The 20084-nt window shown below is 60.7% G+C and carries 15 protein-coding genes; 8 read left to right on the top strand and 7 right to left on the bottom strand.

All coding sequences use genetic code 11. The annotated features are described in order from the left end of the window. From gorA to Q0601_RS08615, 5 genes are all read left to right on the top strand, one after another. Complete coding sequence (gene gorA / locus Q0601_RS08635) at positions 1–1374, top strand: glutathione-disulfide reductase (RefSeq protein ID WP_305289169.1); 1374 nt, start codon at positions 1–3, stop codon at positions 1372–1374. A gap of 86 nt (positions 1375–1460) precedes the next feature. Next, positions 1461–2681 carry an FtsH protease activity modulator HflK gene (hflK, locus tag Q0601_RS08630; protein ID WP_305289167.1) on the top strand — a complete coding sequence of 407 codons (1221 nt, stop codon included), beginning with the start codon at positions 1461–1463 and terminating at the stop codon, positions 2679–2681. Beyond that, positions 2681–3949: a protease modulator HflC gene (gene hflC, locus Q0601_RS08625; RefSeq protein ID WP_305289165.1), complete on the top strand. Its 1269-nt coding sequence runs from the start codon at positions 2681–2683 to the stop codon at positions 3947–3949. Before hflK ends, hflC begins: the two co-directional genes overlap by 1 nt. 174 nt (positions 3950–4123) lie before the next feature. After that, positions 4124–5665 (top strand): DegQ family serine endoprotease, encoded by a 1542-nt coding sequence (locus tag Q0601_RS08620; protein WP_305289164.1) that lies wholly within the window; start codon positions 4124–4126, stop codon positions 5663–5665. 123 nt (positions 5666–5788) lie between these two features. After that, complete coding sequence (locus Q0601_RS08615) at positions 5789–6112, top strand: 2Fe-2S iron-sulfur cluster-binding protein (protein WP_119750347.1); 324 nt, start codon at positions 5789–5791, stop codon at positions 6110–6112. Between the two features lie 144 nt (positions 6113–6256). On the opposite strand, the gene Q0601_RS08610 is transcribed toward Q0601_RS08615, so the two are convergent. The 6 genes from Q0601_RS08610 to Q0601_RS08585 all read right to left on the bottom strand — a co-directional run bounded on the left by Q0601_RS08610 (position 6257) and on the right by Q0601_RS08585 (position 16037). Beyond that, the gene (locus Q0601_RS08610; RefSeq protein ID WP_305289162.1) at positions 6257–7000 is read right to left on the bottom strand and encodes a sulfite exporter TauE/SafE family protein; all 744 of its coding nucleotides are present in this window, start codon (positions 6998–7000) and stop codon (positions 6257–6259) included. 119 nt (positions 7001–7119) lie between these two features. Beyond that, positions 7120–8337 carry an MFS transporter gene (locus Q0601_RS08605; protein WP_305289160.1) on the bottom strand — a complete coding sequence of 406 codons (1218 nt, stop codon included), beginning with the start codon at positions 8335–8337 and terminating at the stop codon, positions 7120–7122. Further along, positions 8337–8981, bottom strand: coding sequence for a bifunctional 4-hydroxy-2-oxoglutarate aldolase/2-dehydro-3-deoxy-phosphogluconate aldolase (gene eda, locus Q0601_RS08600; RefSeq protein WP_305289157.1), 645 nt, complete (start codon positions 8979–8981; stop codon positions 8337–8339). Before eda ends, Q0601_RS08605 begins: the two co-directional genes overlap by 1 nt. 182 nt (positions 8982–9163) lie before the next feature. Continuing rightward, entirely contained in the window at positions 9164–10999 is a 1836-nt protein-coding gene (mutL, locus tag Q0601_RS08595) for a DNA mismatch repair endonuclease MutL (protein WP_305289155.1), read from the bottom strand. 92 nt (positions 11000–11091) lie between these two features. Continuing rightward, positions 11092–13011, bottom strand: coding sequence for a cation:proton antiporter domain-containing protein (locus Q0601_RS08590; RefSeq protein ID WP_305289153.1), 1920 nt, complete (start codon positions 13009–13011; stop codon positions 11092–11094). Then, positions 13011–16037 carry a hypothetical protein gene (locus Q0601_RS08585; RefSeq protein WP_305289151.1) on the bottom strand — a complete coding sequence of 1009 codons (3027 nt, stop codon included), beginning with the start codon at positions 16035–16037 and terminating at the stop codon, positions 13011–13013. The genes Q0601_RS08590 and Q0601_RS08585 overlap by 1 nt, the downstream gene beginning before the upstream one ends. Positions 16038–16227: 190 nt before the next feature. Here Q0601_RS08585 and Q0601_RS08580 point away from each other — a divergent pair, with 190 nt between their 5' ends. Continuing rightward, positions 16228–17136: an SIMPL domain-containing protein gene (locus Q0601_RS08580; RefSeq protein ID WP_305289149.1), complete on the top strand. Its 909-nt coding sequence runs from the start codon at positions 16228–16230 to the stop codon at positions 17134–17136. Positions 17137–17250: 114 nt separating this feature from the next. On the opposite strand, the gene Q0601_RS08575 is transcribed toward Q0601_RS08580, so the two are convergent. Beyond that, a complete protein-coding gene (locus tag Q0601_RS08575) occupies positions 17251–18090 on the bottom strand; it encodes an AAA family ATPase (RefSeq protein ID WP_305289147.1) in 840 nt (279 codons plus the stop codon). Between the two features lie 183 nt (positions 18091–18273). Here Q0601_RS08575 and dksA point away from each other — a divergent pair, with 183 nt between their 5' ends. Together dksA and Q0601_RS08565 are read left to right on the top strand one after the other, a co-directional pair. Continuing rightward, complete coding sequence (gene dksA, locus Q0601_RS08570; RefSeq protein WP_119750365.1) at positions 18274–18696, top strand: RNA polymerase-binding protein DksA; 423 nt, start codon at positions 18274–18276, stop codon at positions 18694–18696. Positions 18697–18785: 89 nt separating this feature from the next. Continuing rightward, positions 18786–19922 carry an FAD-dependent oxidoreductase gene (locus Q0601_RS08565; protein WP_305289141.1) on the top strand — a complete coding sequence of 379 codons (1137 nt, stop codon included), beginning with the start codon at positions 18786–18788 and terminating at the stop codon, positions 19920–19922. The last annotated feature ends 162 nt before the right edge of the window (positions 19923–20084 follow it).

Genomic DNA, 20084 nt, shown 5'->3' with positions numbered 1-20084 from the left:
ATGAGTTTCGATTTTGATCTGTTCGTGATCGGCGGTGGCTCGGGTGGGGTTCGCGCCGCGCGTATCGCGGCGGGACAGCATGGCGCGAAGGTCGGTCTGGCCGAGGAAAGCCGCATGGGCGGGACCTGTGTCATTCGGGGGTGCGTACCCAAGAAGCTGATGATCTTCGCCTCGGAAGCCGCGCAGAAAGCCGCCGAGATGCAGGGATATGGCTGGCAAGGGGCCGATTGCGGCAGGTTTGACTGGCAGGTTTTCCGCGGCAAGCTTGATGCCGAGCTAGATCGCCTGGAGTCCGCCTATACCTCGGGGCAGGTCAAGGCGGGGGTAGAGCTGTTTCATCAGCGGGCCAAACTTGTCGATCACCATATCGTGGAACTGGCCGACGGTAGCCGCAAGACCGCCAAGCATATCCTGATCGCGACAGGGGGCCGACCGGTCAGGCCGGATATCCCCGGGGCGGAACTGGGGCTGATCTCGGATGATCTGTTCCTGCTGGATGAATTGCCCGGACGCGCCTTGCTGATCGGCGGTGGCTTCATCGCCTGCGAATTCGCGACGATCCTGAATGGGCTCGGAGTCGATACGGTGCTGGCCTATCGTGGTGATGCGGTCCTGCGCGGCTTTGACCGGGAAGCGCGCGATATGGCGAGTGCGCAGCTAAGGGATATCGGCATCGATCTGCGGTTGGGCCTGTCTCCCGCCGGGCTTGAAAAGAACGGTAATCGTGTCACGGCGCGTTTCGATGACGGTAGTCGGGATGAATTCGACGCGGTTTTCTTTGCGACAGGGCGCGCGCCCTATACATGGAATCTGGGGCTGGAGAATACTGGCGTCAGGCTGAAGAAGAATGGCGCGATCCAGGTGGATGAATGGTCGCAGACCTCCGTCCCTTCGATCTTTGCCGTGGGTGACGTGACCGACCGCGTGAATCTGACGCCGGTGGCGATCCGTGAAGGACATTCATTCGTGGATACGGTATTCGGAGATAATCCGCGCCGGGTAAACCATGATCTCGTCGCCAGCGCCGTTTATCTGCGGCCGCATGAGTTAGGCACTATCGGTCTGACGGAAGAGCAGGCGGCGGAACGCGGCCCGGTCGATGTCTACGCGGCTGTGTTCCGTCCCATGCGTTCGATGTTCGCCGGCTCGGATGCGCGGATGATGATGAAACTGCTGGTTGATCCGGTCAGCGACAAGGTGTTGGGCTGCCACATCTTCGGCCCTGATGCCGGAGAGATGATCCAGCTTGCCGCAATCCCCGTCACCATGGGCGCGACCAAGGCCGATTTCGATGCGGCGATGGCAGTTCATCCGACAGCTGCGGAAGAGCTTGTGACGATGCGCAGCGTGACGAGACGGCACCCTGCGGAATAGGTAAAAACCGGTGCATAGGGTTGAACATTCGAGGTTTTGACCCCAGTTTGCGACAGGTGAAACAGACGGGAAGGAAGGTCAAGCATATGGCAAATCAGGGCCCCTGGGGCGGTGGTGGCAAAGGCGGCGGAGACGATGGCGGCAATGATCGCGATAAACGTCCGTCGAACCGGCCTTGGGGTGAACAGCGGCCTCCGGAAGGGGGACAGAAGCGTCCCGGTCAGCAGGGCGAACAGATGCCCGAAATCGAAGAGCTGATGAAAAAGGGGCAGGAGCGTCTTCGCGTGCTGATGGGCGGCCGTGGCGGCGGCAACGGTCGGAACGGCGGCGGCAGTGGTGGTCCCTCGGGGCCGGGTTTTGGCTTGGGATTCAACAAGACCACGGTGGCGATCGCCGCATTGGTGGGTATCGTTGCCTGGGGTTTTGTCAGCTTTTATCGTGTGGAAACGAACGAAAACAGCGTTGAATTCCTGTTCGGCCGCGCGGTTGCAGTCGGCACTGAAGGTCTGAATTTCGCGCCCTGGCCAATCGTGACCGCCGAAGTCCTGACCGTCACCGACGAACAGGTGACCGAAATCGGTACTGGACGCGCCGGGCCGCTGGACAGCGGGCTGATGCTGACCCGTGACCAGAATATCGTGGATATGGAATATCAGATCGTCTGGAACATCTCCGATCCCGAGAAATATCTGTTCAATCTTGCCGATCCCCGGGACACTGTGCGTGCCGTGGGCGAATCTGCGATGCGAGATATCGTGGCGCGCAGTGAACTCGCCCCCATCCTCAACCGGGATCGCGGTGCAATCGCGAACGACCTTGACGACGCGGTGCAGCGGACTCTGGATGCTTATCAGTCCGGCATCAACGTGGTCCGCGTAAACCTTGATCGAGCCGATCCGCCGGAAGCGGTTATCGACGATTTCCGCAAGGTGCAGGCCGCACAGCAGCAACGCGACACGCTTGAAAAGCAAGCCGATGCCTATGCCAACCGCGAATTGGCCGCCGCGCGCGGTAAAGCCGCCGAAATCCTTGAGGAAGCCGAAGGCTATCGCGCCCAGGTGGTCAATGCCGCGGAAGGTGAAGCGGCCCGTTTCAACTCGATCTATGAGGAATATGTGAAAGCACCCGAGGTGACGCGCCGCCGGATGTATCTGGATGCCATGAGGAATGTCCTGAGTCAGGTGGACAAGGTGATACTGGGTCAGAACGGCACCGATGTCGTGCCCTATCTGCCGCTTGATCAGTTGCGTCGCTCCAGCGGAAGCACCGACGCCAAACCCTCCACCCCAAGCGGAGGGTCGAACTGATGGCTGCACGCAGATTCCCCCTATCGGCCCTGGTGTTGCCGGCATTTATCGCGATCATTGTCGTGGGCATGTCCTCTCTGTTCGTCGTGGATGAACGGGAAAAAGCCCTGATCCTGCGGTTCGGTCGCGTGGTTGGCGTTCAGGAAACGCCCGGTCTGGGCGTCAAGATTCCCTTCATCGACAATGTCGTGAAATATGATGACCGTATCCTTGGACTGCCGACGTCACCGCTGGAAGTGACCCCGCTGGACGATCGTCGTCTTGTCGTCGATGCCTTTGCACGCTGGCGGATCACCGAGCCGGTCCGGTTCCGGCAAGCAGTCGGCGCAGGTGGTATCGACACGGCTCTGGGCCGGCTGGAGCCCATCGTGAATGCCTCCATCCGCGAGGTGCTGGGTTCGGTTCCGTCGACCGATGTGCTGTCGGATGACCGGACCGCGTTGATGAACCAGATCCGGGATGAGGCGCGGAAGAATTCGGAAGGGTTGGGGGTCGAGATTATCGATGTCCGCCTGACCCGGACCGATCTGCCCGAGCAGAACCTGCAAGCGACCTATGACCGGATGAAGGCCGAGCGTGAACGGGAGGCCGCGGATGAAGTCGCACGGGGTAACGAGGCCGCGCAACGCGTTCAGGCGGCCGCCGATCGTACTGTGGTCGAACTGATCTCCGAGGCGGAAAGGAGGGCAAGCATCATCAAGGGTGAGGCCGATGCGAAACGAAATGCCGTCTATGCGGATGCGTTCGGTCGCGATCCCGAATTCTTTGATTTCACCCGTTCGCTGACCTCTTATGAAGGCGCATTAAAAGGCGAAAATACGCAGATGGTCATCCAGCCGGATGGAGAATTCTTCTCGTATCTGTCTGACGACGGCTCTGACCGTGCACGGCCTGCCTCTGAACCGGTTCCACCCGGTTCCCGTGCGTCGCAGATCGAAGACCAGACCGAAGCCGGAGAGGAAGGCGGTCTGGTGACTCCGGAAGTGAAAGACCGCGAAGGCCGCCCTCTGGGAGAATCGGCTGGTGTCGAATTGACGCCGGTGCCGGAAAATCTGGTCACGCCGCCCGAAGAGCCTTCAGCTGTGGTTCCACCTGAAACCGATGCGGATGATGAAGCCGCGCCGGATGGTGAGGTTGCTCCGGATGGTGAAGTGGTGCCGATGGATCAACCGGAGGCCGCGCCGGATCAGGAAGCGCCCGAGGAGCCAGTTCCGGCGGAACCGGCCCCCGCCGAACCCGCACCGGCTGAAACGCCTGAACAGAATTGAAATCAAAGTGGGCGGGGCCAACAGGTTCCGCCCGCTTTGCAACAAAAGTCACGATCAGTTCACTCATTGCGAGCGTGATTTATTTGCAACGAGAAACGAAATCCGTTTCATTTCAATCCTGTCCCGGCTGCGATAGTTCGGCCGACTTTCAATGACAACATGAGGACATTCAGCATGAAACCGCTATCTCCTCGGCATCTTCTCACCGCTTCGGTACTGGCTGTGGGCGTCGGGCTTGGTTTTGCTTATGCACAGCAACCAGATAAGGATGTATCGCCCGAAGTCAGCCAACAGGCGCAGGAAGCGGCGAATAATAACGAACCGCTAAGTGCGCCGTCGGATACGCAATCCGAATCCGGCGTCATGCCGGAAAGTTTTGCCGATCTGGTCGAACAGGTCTCTCCTGCCGTGGTCAACATCACCACGACTTCGGTCGTGACGCAGCCGACACAGGGGCAGGGGCCGATGTTCCCCGAGGGAAGTCCGTTCGAGGATCTGTTCAGGGATTTCGGCTTTCCGGGCGCTCCGGGGCAGAACGTTCCTCAGCGTTCGAACGCATTGGGCTCGGGTTTCGTGATTTCGGCGGATGGTTATATCGTCACCAATAATCACGTGATCGAAGGCGCCGATGAAATCGAGATTGAATTCTATTCGGAAAAAACCCTGCCGGCGAAAGTCGTCGGCACCGATCCCAAGACCGATGTCGCATTGCTGAAAGTCGAGAGCGAAGACGCAATTCCGTTCGTGAAATTCGGCAATTCCGATTCTGCCCGTGTCGGTGACTGGGTGCTGGCTCTTGGAAACCCGCTGGGGCAGGGATTCTCTGCAAGTTCGGGCATCGTTTCCGCCCGCAACCGCGAGCTTTCGGGCACCTATGACGATTATCTTCAGACTGACGCTGCCATCAATCGCGGCAACTCCGGGGGCCCGCTGTTCAACATGAAGGGCGAGGTTATCGGCGTGAATACTGCAATCCTGTCGCCCAATGGCGGCTCGATCGGCATCGGTTTCTCGATGACATCGAATGTCGTCGAGAAGGTCGTCGCGCAATTGCAGCAATTTGGTGAAACCCGCCGGGGCTGGCTGGGCGTCAAGATACAGGATGTGACGCCTGACATGGCCGAGGCGATGGGACTAAGCAGCGACGGCGGTGCAATGGTCACCGACGTGCCCGAAGGCCCGGCATTAGAGGCCGGAATGCTGGCGGGTGACGTCATCACCGAATTCGGAGGCCAGAAGGTCGATGATATCCGTGAGCTGGTTCAGCGTGTCGCGGACGCTCCGGTCGGTGAACCGGTCGAGGTGCTGGTTCAGCGTGACGGAGACCCCGTAACGCTTGAAGTGACGCTGGGCCGACGGGAAATTGCCGAGGGCACTGCCGCTAACGAAACCGGGAACGCGCCCCCCGAGGAAAGCAACGATCAGGTGCTTGGCATGACCCTTGGCGTTCTGACACCCGAGATGGCATCGCAGTTGGGGGTGGCGAACGGCATGCAGGGACTGGTTGTCGAGGATCTGGATCCCGAAGGTGCGGCTGCCGACAAGGGCATCAGTGCCGGTGACATCATTACCGGCGCAGGCCAGCAACCCATTGCCTCGGTGGCTGATCTGCAAGCGCGGATCGACGAAGCGCGTGAGGCGGGGCGCAAATCCGTTCTGCTTCTGATTCGCCGCGAAGGAGAGCCGCGTTTCGTGGCGCTTCCGGTGGACGAATAATCAAGAGGCCGGTTGCCGGTCTCACAGGGCAACAAAATGTCAGAGGGGCGGCCACAATGTGCCGCCCCCTTTTCATTGCGAGTCCGATGCCCTATCTCCGCGACAGATAAAGGAAATGAGCAGATGGCCAAGATCACCTACATCGAACATAACGGAACCCGCCATGAAGTTGACGTCGCCCCCGGCATGACCGTGATGGAGGGTGCACGGGATAACGGTATTCCGGGAATCGATGCGGATTGCGGCGGTGCCTGTGCCTGCTCGACCTGCCATGTCTATGTGGATCCGGATTGGATCGACCGCTTGCCGCCGCGCGATCCGATGGAAGAGGATATGCTCGATTTCGCCTATGAACCCGATCCTGAACGCTCGCGGCTGACCTGCCAGTTGAAGGTTACCGATGAATTTGACGGGCTTGTCGTACAGATGCCCGAGCGGCAAATCTGAACGAGAAAAGCTGATCATGCCGCGCCCGAGCATTGCACGATGAGTCTGCCTTGAGGGCAATCACGGAATTCCGATCCCGCAAATGATGGATGCGGGGCATGATTAGCGGCACGCCCAGGGTGCCGGAGCAGGGCAGAACGGTCCCTACCAGACGAGCTTGATGCCCGAAGCCATCAGCAGGAGCGCAAGGATTCCGCGCAGCCAACGATCAGACAGGAACCGGCTGCCGATATAGGCGCCAACCGAACCCCCGGCGGCAACAGCGACAAGCCAGATCGGCAGAGCGGCCGGGATATGATCCCATGCCGCATAGGCGCCGGCCAGCGCCGCGGCCGAGTTCATCAGATTGTAGACTGCTGTGGTAGCGGCCGTCTGTCGCGCGGTGCCCCAGTTCATGCTCAGGATGATCGGAGCGAGAAACACGCCGCCACCCGTGCCGGTCGTCCCGGATACAAAACCGATGATTGCCCCGGTCGCCAATGCCGCTGCGAAGGGGGGTGTGGCTGACATTTCAGGTGTTGCTGAGCTGTTGCGAAACACTGTGCGCGCCATCTGAAGCGCGGAAAGGATCAGCACGATCCCGACAAGCGGAAAATAGACGCTTTCCGGTAATTGAACCGCTCCGCCAAGCATCGAGAAGGGAAAACCCAGAATAGCGAAAGGCCAGACATTTCGCCAAGAAAGGCGCCCGCCCCTTAGAAACAGGGCAGTGCCAATAGCTGCGACCAGGAGGTTGAGGGAAAGTGCGGTCGTCTTCATCGCGAGGGGCGCAAAACCTGCCAGTCCCATGGCGGCGATGTAACCTGATGCCCCGGCCTGCCCAACCGCCGCATAGATCAGGGCGATGACAAGGAAGGAGATTGCAAGCAGGGTCGTATCGATATCCAATCTGTCAGTCCTTAACCTGCTTAAAACCCAGCTTATGCCTTGTTAGAGTATCGGAACCAAGATCCGAGATGGAGAGAGGTCGTCGGACTGTAGTGTTGCATTGTCAAGTTCGAAACGATCTATTGCCGGGCCATGGCCCTGTCGTGTCTGAACAGCCATAACAATGCCAATCCGGCAAGCGCCAGAAACGGCAGCATGGCCAGATTTACCGCGTTCCAGCCTGCCTGCGGCGAGCCGCCAAGGCAGTTCATCAATCCACCCGAGGACAGGGACGCCAGAAAGACTCCCGTGAACACGATCAGATCGTTCATCCCCTGAACGCGGCCACGCTCGGCCGGGCTATGTGCGCGGGTCAGCATTGCGGTGGCGCCGATGAAACCGAAATTCCAGCCTATTCCCAGCAGGATCAGCGTGGCGAAGAAATTCGTCAGTTCCACGCCGGTCAGGGCAACCCCGCCGGCGCAGGCCAGTAGTAACAGCCCAAGGGCGACAATCCGGGTGGCGCCGAAACGGTTAATCAGATGCCCGGTGACGAAGCTGGGCGCATACATGGCAAGAACATGGGCACTGACGATAGAGGCGGCGTTCCTTGGCTCGAAACCGCAGCCGACAACCGCCAGCGGCGCCGAGGTCATCACCAGATTCATCAGGGCATAAGAGACCATTGCGCAGATCATCGCCACAATGATGACCGGCTCGCGTAAAATTCGGGAAATGGGGCGTCCCGGATCCTCTCCCTGTTGCGGAGGCGGGGGTTTGGGGATGTCCAGAAACCGGAACAGGACAAACCCAAGCAGGTTAATCACGATGATCGCGACATAGGCGCCCAGAAACGGGATGGCACCGATATTGCCCGTAAAGCTTGCGATAGCGGGGCCGATAATGGCCGCGGCCAATCCGCCCGCCATGACCCAACTGATCGCACGCGCCTCGAAATCAGGTGGTGCGGTATCTGTGACGGCGAAGCGATAGAAGCCCTGAGCCGACATGTAGATGCCGGTCATCAGGCCGCCCAGCATAAGCAGCCAGAAATTTCCGTACCAAAGCGCAAGAGCCGAGATGGCAGCCCCGATGGCGCCCGCGAATACGGACAGCTGAAACCCGCTGCGCCGCCCGTGCCTTTGCATGAAGCGGGCCAGAGGACGCGCCGATGTGGCCGAACCAAGGATAATCATCGACAGGGGCAGGGTCGCCAGACAGGCATTCGGCGCAAGGCTTTGTCCCGCCAGGCCGCCAAAAATGAAATGCACCGGCATCTGTGCACCCAACAGCGCCTGCGCAGCCACCAGAACGGTCACATTGCGCCAGGCACGCTTCATGTCCCGGGGCTGGGTCATCAACTGCGCGGTAAATCCGCGGCCAATCTAGCGCGATCCGTGATGGCCTGCCAGTTACCCGCCGCCATATCCGCATCGCTGACGATCCAACTTCCGCCGACGCAGATCACATTGGGCAGGCTGAGATAATCATTTGCGTTGCTGGGCGAGACGCCGCCGGTGGGGCAGAAGCTGATATTTGGCAATGGTCCGGCCAGGGATTTCAGAGTGGGCGCGCCGCCCGATGCCTCGGCAGGGAAGAATTTCAGCATGTCGAAACCGGCATCGGCGGCGCGCATGACCTCGGATGCGGTCACCGCGCCGGGCAGAAGCGGCAGCTCCAGTTCCGCGCAGGCAAGAATAAGCTTTCCCGTCGCCCCCGGAGAAACCGCGAATTCCGCGCCCGCATCCTTTGCCCGCTTGGCGTCATCCGGGGTCAGCACGGTACCCGCGCCGACATGACCGCCTTCGATGGCTGACATTTCCCGGATCGCATCCAGCGCGGCATCCGAACGCAATGTCACCTCAAGCACAGGCAACCCGCCGCTGACCAGGGCGCGGGCCAGATCCGCCGCTTTCGACGCATCCTTGATCACGATGACGGGGATGACCGGGGCAAGCTGGCACAATGCGCGGGTTTTCTGGGACTGGATGTCAGGGGTCATATCGATGCCTTGGTGGTGTTGGTTGGCCGCAGACTGACCGCAATATCACGTCGATGCAAGACGCTTGCCAAAATACTCGGGTGAAATCTAGCCGCAGCTCTCGGCCTTGATCACTGCGGGATAAGCAGGCGTCGGACCGGCTGCTTTTCCGCGATTGCGACGTGAAATGCCGGGACGGAAATTCAGTCCTTGCGCCCGAATAACCGCTCGATATCGCCCAGGCGAAGTTTGACCCATGTCGGGCGGCCGTGATTGCATTGTCCGGATTTCGGCGTGATCTCCATTTCGCGCAACAATGCATTCATCTCATCCGCGGTCATGCGGCGACCCGACCGGACGGAGCCGTGACAGGCCATGGAGGACAGAACCGCATCGATCCGCGCCCGAAGCCGGTCGGAGGCGCCCTGATCGGCAAGATCGTCAAGAATGTCGCGGATCAGGGCCTGCGCGTTCAGTTTGGACAGCATTGCCGGAGCCTCGCGCACGGCGATGGCGCCGCCGCCGAATTCCTCGATCACCAGGCCGAGTTCAGCCAACTCGCCCGCAATCGACATGACGCGGTTAGCATCAGCTTCGGATAATTCCACGATTTCGGGGATCAGCAGCGCCTGCGAGGCGATGCCATTCGTTTCGGCCTGTGCCTTGAGGCGTTCATAGACCAGCCGCTCATGCGCGGCATGCTGATCAACAATGACCAGCCCGTCTTCGGTCTGTGCAATGATGTAATTCTCGTGAATCTGGGCGCGCGCGGCCCCAAGCGGAGCTTCGGTTGCCCCGGTATCCGCGACATGTTCGAACCGAGCCGAAGGGGCGTCGCCAAACCCTGCCTGCTGCGTGGGGGCGGGGGCCTGAAGATCAAGGCTTGCCCGGATCGCACCCCCCGAGGGGCGGTAGTCCATCTGGTAGTTCCGTGGCGGAGGGGCGTTCAGCCCGCTGGCAGGTTCCGTCCGAAAGGCAGCCAATGTCGCATCGCCCACCGTGGACGAGGCGCGATGGCCGGCATTCGCCAGACAATGACGCAAGGCACTGACCACCAGTCCGCGCGCGGCGGAGGGATCGCGAAACCGGACCTCGGCCTTGGCGGGATGCACATTCACATCGACAAGCTGCGGATCGCAGGTCAGGTACAGCACGGCTGCCGGATATCGGCCCGTGGTCATGACATCCATGTATCCCGCCCGCAATGCTCCCGTCAGAAGCTTGTCCCGCACCGGGCGGCCATTGACGTAGATATGCTGGGCAACCGCCGCACCGCGCGAATAGGTCGGCAAAGCGGCGAAGCCGGTCAGGATCAGCCCGTCCCGCTGAGCGTCAAGGGGGATCGCGTTATCTATGAAGTCGCGCCCCATGATACGGGCAAGGCGGGTCTGCAACGCGCCGAACAATTCGCCCTGTTCGGCATCCGCCCGGAAAATTTCCCTGCCATCAGAGCTTAGGGTGAAACCGACATAAGGTTCGGCCATGGCAAGCCGGCGCACGGTATCCGCGACGGCCTGTGCTTCGGCCCGTTCGCTGCGCATGAATTTCAGCCGGGCAGGGGTGGCAAAGAACAGGTCGCGCAATTCGACGATCGTGCCGGGATTTCCTGCGGCTGGGCGAACTGCCGTCATCCGGCCGCCTGCAACCGAAATCCCGGCGCCGTCACCGCCCGCCACGCGCGAGGTGATCGTCAGGCGTCCGACCGCGCCAAGTGACGGCAGTGCTTCGCCGCGAAACCCAAAACTGTTGATCGCCAGAAGATCGTCGCCGTCGATCTTGCTGGTTGCGTGGCGCGACAGGGCAAGCGGAAGATCCTCTGCCGTCATTCCGCAGCCATCATCGCTGACCCGGATCAGGCTTTTGCCGCCCTCTCCGATCGCGATATCTATCCGGGCCGCCCCCGCATCCAATGCATTTTCGATCAGTTCCTTGACTGCAGAGGCAGGCCGTTCGACCACTTCGCCCGCAGCGATGCGATTTGCCGTAGCTTCGTCAAGCTGACGAATGATGGGGCGAATATTGGGGTTATGATTATTCATACCGCCATATCTAGCAATTTTCAGACAAATCTTCCAGCGTTTCTATATAAACTGCGAAAACGCGAATTGCCGGTGTGGCGGCGAATCCTTCGTCACCCTTCACCGGATCGTTTGTTTTCCGGCTGTGTTTCCGGTTGCTTTTGTTCATCCTTCCCGTCGGGTGGAAATTCATCCGTAGGAGCGGCAAAGCGGTTGATCAGTGCGGATTCCAATGTCTTGTTCAATTCCTGACTGCGCTTCACATATTCTGTATTCTGTTCAAGCGGGACATCCGGCTTCCACAATTCCGCCAGATCGCGCAGCGCCGCGCGGTCCAGCCGGTAGAAGATTTTCTCCAACTCGGCGGCCTCGTATTCGGACACACCGGCATTCTCAAGCACATAACGGCCGGCGCGCAGGGAGCTATCGAACAGTTCGCGGACAATATCATTCGCACCGGCCGCGTATAGCCGGTAAACATCAACCCGGTCCCTTGCGCGGCAGATGATATGCAGATCGGGTCTGCGTTCCCGCGCATAGCTGATCAGCTTCAGATTGGCGGCAGGATTGTCAAGCGCCGCGACCAGAATACCGGCCGTGTCCAGCCCGGCGGCTGCAAGTATCTCGGGGCGTGTCGGATCGCCGAAATAACCCTTGAAACCAAAGCGCCGCATCACCTGAATCACCTTGAGATCGTGATCAAGAACGGTCGTCTGGAACCCCGACATCGTTACCAGCCGGTTGACGGCCTGACCAAAGCGACCGACTCCGGCGATGATGATCGGCTGCTGTTCATCGATATCATCGCTGGGGGTGTCGTTGCCGGCCTTCTCATTCAGCCGGCGCCTGATCTGGCCGTGAATGATGAACAGCAGTGGCGTGACAAGCATTGAGAGGGCAATGACAAGCAGAAAGCCCTCGGCAAGCGACTTTGGCAAAATCGCAAGCGAGACGGCATAAGCGATCAGCACGAAACCGAATTCCCCGGCCTGTGCGAGCGACAGGGTAAAAAGAGAGCGATCCGTGCGCCCCATTTTCGTCATGCGCGCGATGATCCCGACGACCAGTGCCTTGGTTCCGATAAGCGCTGCGGTGATGCCCAGGATCGGAACCGGCTTTTCAAGCAGCAGCTGCAGATCCATGCCCGCGCCGACCGTAATGAAGAACAGGCCGAGAAGCAGTCCCTTGAACGGTTCGATCTGCGATTCGAGTTCATGTCGGAATTCCGAACCCGCCAGCATGACGCCGGCAAGAAATGTGCCCAGCGCCGGAGACAGACCGACAAGGATCATCAGCGAGGCGATCCCTACGACGATCAGCAGCGCCATGGCGGTTTCCATCTCGCGCAAGCGCGCGGAAATGACAAAGCGGAAGATCGGCCTGATGGCAAATTGCCCTAGAAGGATGACACTCCCGACCGCTGCAAGCGTGATCAGGGTTCCGGCCCAGCCGGGCAGCTTTGCCATAAAGACTTCGCCTATATACTCATCGCCGTGCTGGCTGGCTCCGTTTCTATGCGGGAAGGGCGCAAGAAGAGGCATCAGCGCGATCATCAGAATGACCGCGATGTCCTGGGTCAGAAGTACGGAAAATGCCGAACGCCCGCCATTGGTCCGCATCAGGCCCTTTTCGGTCAGGGTTTGAAGCACGATAGCCGTCGAACTCAGCGACAGGATCATACCGACGACCAGGGCGGCCTGCCAACTGAGCCCGAACAGAATGGCAATTGCTGCCAGAAGCAGGGTTGTCCCCACGATCTGCGCCGCGCCAAAACCAACCAGCTTGCGGCGCATTTGCCACAGGCTGCGAGGCTCCAGTTCCAGCCCTATGAGAAACAGCATCAGGGCAACGCCGAGTTCGGCGAAATGTTGCAGGGCGTCCAGATCCGAGCCGGTCAGGTTCACAAGCGGGCCAAGAAGGATTCCGCAGGTGAGATATCCCAGAACCGATCCCAGACCCAGCCGCACCGCAAGCGGTACGGCGACGATCATCAATGTCAGATAGACCGTCGCCAGCAGCAGGAAGTTTTCCATTACTGCCCGCCCAGCACCGAAAGTTGCTTGGACCGTCCTCCTTCCATATAGGTGATACGGCTGTCACCGATTTCGACGATCTGACCTCCGTTGATCTTGTCGCCCAGACGAAGCGTGATGACCTTGCCGTTGGACAGCCGCACCAATGCGCGGCTTGCCTTGCCTGCGCCGACCGTCCCGATGATCTGGGTTCGATTGATCTGGATGCCCCCTTTCGTCGTTGCGGCAGCCGCGACGGAAGCGGCGGTTTTGCCGCCCGATCTGGGTTGAGCGACCTCGGGCTCATTTTCGGCTTCGGGCGGAACGTAACGCTGATTGCGCGCGGCGGCGGCCCGTGCCTCTGCCTCGGCCTGTGCACGGGCACGGGCTTCGGCGGCAGCGCGGGCCTGCGCTTCGGCCTGGGCATCGGCTGCGGCTCTTTCGCGGGCGCGCGCTTCGGCCTGAGCCTGCAATTCCTCGTCGCGCCTGCGTTGTTCGGCAATTGCCGCCTCTTGTCCTGTATCGGCCGGCGCTGCGGCCGGTGTCTCCGCCGGCGCGGCGTCGTCATTCCGACGTGGCGGGATCTCAGACGAAGTGAGCGCCGTCAAAGCGACGGCGCCCGGTGAAGCTGTACTGTTTTGGACGGCTGCGGCGATGGCGTCTTCGACGGCATCGCGCGCCAGGCTTGGATCGCCGGATCCCGGATCATTGCCGTTCTGCGCCCTAAACGCTTCCGGACGGGCCATCGGCCTGCCTGAACTGCCAAGACTGGCCGTGGCCACCCGTGACGGTGGGCTGTCACTTGCATTGGCTGCGCTGGCTGCATTCCCGCCCGCACTCGCTACATCCGGGCTGCCCGCGGCATCCGAACGCGAAACCGGTCGCTCGGAACTGCTTATCGCCTCTTCGACTGCGGCGCGGACCGCATCCTGTGATGGACCGGAAATCTCGACGGGCCTGCGCTGTGGTCGCGCCTGTGCTAACTGTATGACCGCCCCATGCTCGGCCTCGGACAGTGCTGGCGCGCCGGCTTGCGCGGTTCTGAGATCGCGGAGAAGCTGTTCAAGAAACAGACGGTCGGATCTGGTCAGTCTTGTAGGTACCCCTTCTTCGGACCTGCTACCTTCTTCCAGGAATGTCAGATCCGCTGGCCGGGATGGTGGGCGCGACGAGTTTCCGGTGGCCGTATTCGCAGCCGGTTGCGCATTGGTAGCGGGCGCCGCTTCGGATTCGGCCGGTGCTGTTGTGGCTGCGGGTGCTGCCTCGGGTTGGGCCGGAGCAGGCGCGGCGGCGACCGGACGGTTGGGAGGGCGTTGCCCGGACACGCGGACGGGTTCTGGTTCCGATCGCTGCTCATAGGGTTGCGGATCCGCGGGAACCGATGGGCGCGTATCGCTGGTGGCAGGCTGGGACGTCTGTTGGGGCGAGACACGGGGCGGGCGGACAGAGCGTTCAAGCCGCTGTTGCTGTGCCTGAGTGGCTGCCGCTTCCTGTTCGGTCGGCTGCGACTGATTGGCGGTTTCCGTTGACTCCGGTGGCGCTTCCGAAGGCGAGACCGCACGGTCGACGGCCTGTCCCGCAGCAATCTGCGCCGCTTCACCCTGAAGAACCCGAGAGTTCGAGGGATCGGAAGATGGCGTTTCCGGCGTCCCGGAATCGGCTCCGGAAGAAAGCGATTCCGCAGCCGGGGTACCCTGCATCGCTTCGGCAAGCGCAGCGGTCAGCGGATCGTCAGAGGTCGCGGTCGGGTCCGCAGATTCCGGCGCGGTTTCTGAATCGGACAGGGCGGTATCGGCAGGGGTGATTTCCCGAATTGGGATATCTTCACCTGAATCGACGGTATTCTGGCCGGCAAGGCCCTGCTGCGCAGAACCATTCAGCCCGGGTTCATCTGCGCTCGGGTCGGTTTCGCCGGTATTCGTCGCCGTCTGTGCCGTCGGTTCATCGGATCCTGCCAATGCGGGATCCGCCTGTGCCGGATCCGTTTGTGACGGCGTTCCGGCAATTTCATCCGGCTCGGGGCTGTTGCCACCGAAAATCAGCAATGCGGCGACAAGAAGAACGAACAGAAACCCGCACATGATCGCCAGATTGCCGGGGGCGGCGCGTTGCAGGCGTGTGAATAACGCAAACGCTTTTCCGGGGGTTTCGGGCTCTGTCTTTGCTCTGCTGCTACGGGCTTCGGCGGCTTTTTCGTGGAATGCCTGCGCACGCGGCGAAAGTCCTGCGGCAAGCGGTTTTTCATGGCCTTCGCCATGCCGGATGACGACCGGTGCCGCCACGCGCGGCGGATCCTTCTTCGGTGCAGTCTGGGCGGGTTCCGGGTCAACCGATGGTTCCCCGGCTTCGACCTCGTCCGGCGAAGCGGATGTCGGTACGGGAATCGGCTCGGCCGCCGGAACCGGAGCCGATACGGGAAGAGCGTAATGCGGTATGATCGCCGATATGACGGGATGAGTTTCTTCCGGCTCTGCGATTGCAATCCGGTCAGAGGTTATTCCTGCATTCCGGAGTTCGGGTTTGCTGAACGGAATTGCGTCATGTTCCTGCCGTGCAAGATCCGAGACGCCGAAATCGGGATCACCTTCAAAACGGTCATCGCCCGGGCGGGCGACGAAACCGGATGGACGAAAGCCCTGAAGCCTTGCGAATTCTTCGGCCTCTTGCAGCGTTTTCCGCGCTACCGCGGCCACGCGCAGACTGTCGATTCTGCCATCCGCATCCGGACACCAGTCGAAGGCCAGATCATCGGCTTTGTAGGGGGTCATCCCCTCAAGCGCGCGCGCGATGGCTGCCGGGATGTCCGAACCGGGAGAGGCGGTCATTGTCGTGTACAAGATCTGATCGTCCGGGATCACCAGAACCGTATCGGGTTCGGAAGAATCCTGCGCCAGATCGCTGCGCAAGGCGCCAAGTTGACCCGCTATATTTCCACGGGCGAATTCGGCCTGACCCAGCGGTTGCCAATCCTGCCCCTCTCGTCGTTCCAGAAAGACCGCCTCCTGGGTGAAACTCATTGCGAACATGGGGACGGCGTGTTTGTTCATAGTATTTTTTCGTTGCTCGATTATCTTTTATGCCGCAGTTTTGCCGCGATCTGGTGCCACATTCCCATATCTACCCCAATTTGTAGTATGAGGGAAGCGGAACTGGCGGATCTGTGAACGCTTTTCGTTGGACCCGGTCGCGACAGATGCGTTACCCGGATATCGTGCATCAGAAGAAAAGGAAAATCGGATGACACAGTATTTTCGCGGCTCAGGCCGGACATTGTTGGCATTGACCACAGGCATCGCGCTGGTGATCGCCGCCCCGGCGCTTGCATCGCCGCGTAACGACCCCGGCAAGAACATGAAAGGCGGCCCGCATGCCTGCATGCATCACGGGAAAAAAATGTCCCGGCTGGTCGTGTCGGGGCAGGGTGAGGCACGGGTTGCGCCCGATCTGGCGGAGATTCAGCTTGGCGTCACCTCGCAGGCGGAAAGCGCCGCTGAAGCGATGCAGCAGAATTCCGAACAGCAGGGTGCTGTGATCGACGCGTTGAAAGAAGCGGGAATCGAGGCTGCGAATATTCAGACATCTGGGCTTAGGCTGAACCCGCGGATGGAATATCCCGAGAATGGCGCTCCGACGATCAACGGTTACGAGGCCTCGAACATGGTGACGATCCGGGTCACGGATGTTTCCATACTGGGCGAAGTTCTGGATTCCATCGTGGCCGCGGGCGCCAATCAGATCCAGGGGATTAATTTCCAGCGCGACGACGCGGAAGAAACCGGCGACGAAGCGCTCCGATCCGCTGTCGAGGATGCGCGCCGCAAGGCGGAAGTCATGGCCGAAGCGGCAGGGATGCGCCTTGGTCCGGTAATTGCGCTGCGGGATATGCCGGCTGTCGGCGGGCCCGAGCCGATGATGATGCGCGCCGAAGCCGCCCGGGGTGCGGCGACACCGATCGAGGCCGGGGAGCTTTCGCTTTCCGCGCAGGTGCAGGTCGAATATGCCCTGATCGGTGACAAGGGATCCAAGGATTGCGGTCCGGATTTGGCAGACGATCCGGATCAGGCCGGCGAAGAGGCCCCGGAAAACGAAATGCCAGACGATACGATGCCGGACGATACAGCTCCTGAATCGTCCGAAACGAACTGAGCCCGATCGTCAGGTCGATAAGCCAATATATGCGGGCCTTTAGGGGCCCGCATCTGATACTCCAAGGCGGCAATGAAGGCCGATACGGAGTAATCCGGAAGCCTCGCCTTCCGGTTATCGCTGTCTGCGGGCCATGAAGGCGAGTTTTTCGAACAAGGTCACATCCTGCTCGTTCTTGAGCAATGCGCCATGCAGCTTCGGGAGTGCCTCACCCGAATCCCGCCTGAGATCCTCGGGCGAAAGATCCTCGGCGAGAATCAGTTTGAGCCAATCAAGCAATTCGCTGGTCGACGGTTTCTTCTTCAGGCCCGGCGCGTCCCTCAGTTCAAAGAACTGTGTCAGGGCCTCTTCCAGCAGGCGCGGTTTGATGCCCGGATAATGCACATCCACGATGGCGCGAAGCGTTTCGGCATCCGGAAAGCGGATATAATGAAAGAAACAGCGCCGCAGGAACGCGTCGGGCAGCTCCTTCTCATTGTTCGAGGTAATGATGACCACGGGACGGTGACGCGCTTCTATGGTCTGCGCGGTCTCGTAGACGTGAAACTCCATCCGGTCGAGTTCCTGCAGCAGATCGTTCGGAAACTCGATATCCGCCTTGTCGATCTCGTCGATCAGCAGGACGGTTTTCTGTTCCGCCTCGAATGCCTGCCATAATTTGCCCTTGCGAATGTAATTGGCGACATCATGCACGCGCTCATCGCCAAGCTGGCTGTCGCGCAACCGGCTGACGGCGTCATATTCATACAGCCCCTGCTGTGCCTTGGTGGTCGATTTCACATGCCATTCGATGATCGGCAGTCCCAGACTCCCGGCAACCTGACGGGCAAGTTCGGTTTTGCCGGTGCCCGGTTCGCCCTTGACCAGCAGTGGACGTTCAAGCGTGACGGCGGCATTGACGGCAATGGCCAGTTCGGGCGGAGCGACATAGCGATCAGTTCCGGTGAATTTCATGCCTTGTTCTCCTTGCTCGAGAATGATCTGGGAATTTCCGGATTGGGGCCGGGAAATCTTTGTCAGGATTTGATCATTCATGCAATTAGCGAATACTCGGCTAGTGACAACCTTCGCTTCATCGGTTAATGGGGCGCCGAAGGTGTGGGTTAATCGATCTCACCTTGCATCGCCGGAGGACCTATGAAAGCGCAGACCTTCCTTCCACAGGATTATCGCCCCGCCGAAGATGAGCCGTTCATGAATGACCGGCAACTTGAATATTTCCGCCGGAAACTGGAAGCATGGAAGCAGGAATTACTCGAACAATCGGCCGAGACGCTGGAAGGATTGCAGGATAGCGCCCGAAGCGTACCCGATCTTGCCGACCGCGCCAGCGAAGAAACCGATCGGGCATTGGAACTGCGCACCCGCGACCGACAGCGCAAACTGGTCAGCAAGATCGATTCCGCGCTGCGGCGGATCGAGACCGGAGAATACGGTTACTGCGAAGTCACCGGAGAGCCGATCAGCCTTAAGCGCCTTGATGCCCGTCCGATCGCCACCATGACCCTGGAGGCGCAGGAACGTCATGAGCGGCGCGAGCGGGTGCATCGCGACGATTGAGCGATGCCGCCGCTTCCGTCACATAGGGAACGGATGGCCGCTGTTGATTCCGCATCGATCCGCCGATGCGTTCATGTAAATTATCTGTGATGAGCGGCGGGTTACGGAAACGCTCCGCAACCATCGTCGGCGCAGGGGTTGCAGGGCTTACCGCTGCCTTAGCTCTGGCCGGAAGAGGCGCCCGCGTCACCGTCCTTGAACGTGCCCCGGCCATTCGTGAACTGGGGGCCGGGTTACAGCTTTCACCGAATGCGATGCGCGTTATCGACGCTTTGGGGCTGGGAGAGGGGCTGCGGCGCATCTCTTTGCGCAACGAAGCTGTCCGCCTGCATGATGATCAGGGACGAGGCGTTGCAAAGCTTGATCTGCGCGGCCATCGGCCCGATGCGGATTTCCGCCTTATTCATCGCGCCAGCCTGATCGAATACCTGGCGGATGCCGCCGGTCGGGCCGGGGTCAGAATCGAGTTGGGACAAGATGTCAAACACCCGCCCGAGGGCGATCTGGTCGTTGGCGCGGATGGGCTGCACAGCAATATCCGCGCGTTTCTGAATGGCCGCGAGGTACCGTTTTTCACCCATCAGACCGCATGGCGAGCCGTCATTCCCCAGCCGGAAACCGCATTGGCCGAGGCGCAGGTTTACATGGGTGCGCATCGCCATCTTGTCAGTTATCCGCTTCCGGGCGGGTTGCGGAATATCGTTGCCGTACAGGAACGGTATGATTGGCAGGAGGAAGGCTGGTCCCATCAGGACGACCCGGATCACCTGAGGGCCGCATTTGCGGATTTCGCCGCTCCGGTCCGGGACTGGCTTGCCGCGGTTGAGCGGACCCATATCTGGGGATTGTTCCGTCACGAGGTTGCCCATGTCTGGCATGATGGTCGGCTGGTGCTGATCGGCGATGCCGCTCATCCGACATTGCCGTTCATTGCGCAGGGCGCGGCGATGGCAATCGAGGATGCCTGGATTCTTGCGGCCTGCCTTGATGCCGATCCCGATCAGGCGGCGGCACTGGCCGGATTCGAGCAGCTGCGCAGGCCAAGGGTGACGCGCATCGTCGGGGCATCGAACCAGAATGCCCGCAATTATCACCTGACAGGCGCGAAACGGTTTGCCGCGCATCTGGCATTGCGCGTGGCGGACCGGCTGACCCCGGGGCTGATGCTGTCCCGGTTCGACTGGCTTTACGATTACGATCCGACCGGGGCGTTGCTGTCACGCTGAGCGAGTGTCGGATATCGGAATGCGTGCTGCCTGGCTGGAAATACAATGCTGCGCGTCCCGCGACGGGGGGGGGGGGGGGGGGGGGGGGGGGGGGGGGGGGGGGGGGGGGGGGGGGGGGGGGGGGGGGGGGGGGGGGGGGGGGGGGGGGGGGGGGGGGGGGGG

It is taken from the genome of Paracoccus wurundjeri (assembly GCF_030678915.1).
Classification (GTDB): domain Bacteria; phylum Pseudomonadota; class Alphaproteobacteria; order Rhodobacterales; family Rhodobacteraceae; genus Paracoccus; species Paracoccus onubensis_A.
Note: the sequence above shows the minus strand (reverse complement) of the source record. Positions and strands in the feature narration are given on the sequence as shown.